The sequence below is a fragment of the Ruegeria sp. YTSA219 genome (genome assembly GCF_059609985.1).
Genome location: NZ_JBXWMT010000035.1, coordinates 1 through 1,272, shown reverse-complemented (window position 1 = coordinate 1,272; position 1,272 = coordinate 1). Strand labels below are relative to the sequence as shown.

Genomic DNA, 1,272 nt, shown 5'->3' with positions numbered 1-1,272 from the left:
GGTTTTTTCACCCAGTCTCTCTCAGCGCGCGACCCAGAGCTGTTCGGCTCGATCACGTCCGAGCTGGGCCGTCAGCGCGACGAGATCGAATTGATCGCGTCCGAGAACATCGTCTCTGCTGCCGTGATGGAAGCGCAGGGCTCGGTGATGACCAACAAATACGCCGAAGGATACCCCGGCAGGCGTTACTATGGCGGGTGTCAATTTGTTGATATCGCTGAAAATATGGCCATCGACCGCGCCAAGCAGCTGTTCGGTTGCGGCTTTGCAAACGTCCAGCCGAACTCTGGCTCTCAGGCAAACCAGGGCGTGTTCCAGGCACTGATCAAACCCGGCGACACCATCCTGGGCATGAGCCTGGATGCGGGGGGCCACCTGACCCATGGCGCCGCACCCAACCAGTCGGGCAAGTGGTTCAACGCCGTCCATTACGGTGTGCGCAAACAGGACAACCAGATCGACTATGACCAGATCGAAGCGCTGGCGAAAGAGCATCAGCCCAAGCTGATCATCGCAGGCGGGTCGGCCATTCCGCGCATCATTGATTTTGCCCGCATGCGCGAGATCGCGGACATGGTCGGCGCCTATCTGCATGTCGACATGGCCCATATCGCCGGTCTGGTCGCGACAGGCGCACACCCATCGCCCTTCCCGCATGCGCATGTGGCTACTACCACCACGCATAAAACCCTGCGCGGTCCGCGGGGCGGCATGATCCTGACCAATGACGAGGCGATCGCCAAGAAAGTGAACTCGGCCATCTTCCCTGGCATTCAGGGTGGCCCGCTGATGCATGTCATCGCGGCCAAGGCCGTGGCCTTTGGCGAAGCACTGCGACCCGAGTTCAAGGACTACATCGCCCAGGTGGTCACCAACGCGCAGGTCCTGTCGGACCAGTTGATCAAAGGTGGGCTGGACACAGTCACCCACGGCACCGATACCCACGTGGTTCTGGTGGACCTGCGCCCTAAAGGCGTCAAAGGCAACGCGACTGAAAAGGCACTGGGCCGGGCGCATATCACCTGCAACAAGAACGGTGTCCCGTTCGATCCCGAAAAACCGATGGTGACCAGCGGCATCCGCCTTGGCAGCCCCGCAGGTACCACGCGTGGCTTTGGCGAGGCCGAGTTCCGCCAGATCGCCGACTGGATCATCGAAGTGGTCGACGGTCTGGCCGCAAATGGCGAGGACGGTAACGGTGAGGTCGAGGCCAAAGTCAAAACCGAAGTCGCAAACCTCTGCGCCAGATTCCCTATCTATCCAAACTTGTAA

At 60.4% G+C, this 1,272-nt stretch carries 1 protein-coding gene; it reads left to right on the top strand.

Annotated features, from left to right (window positions below; translation table 11 throughout):
* On the top strand, positions 1–1,272 hold a 1,272-nt coding region (gene glyA / locus AC2FFB_RS20025; protein WP_496875359.1), incomplete at its 5' end, for a serine hydroxymethyltransferase.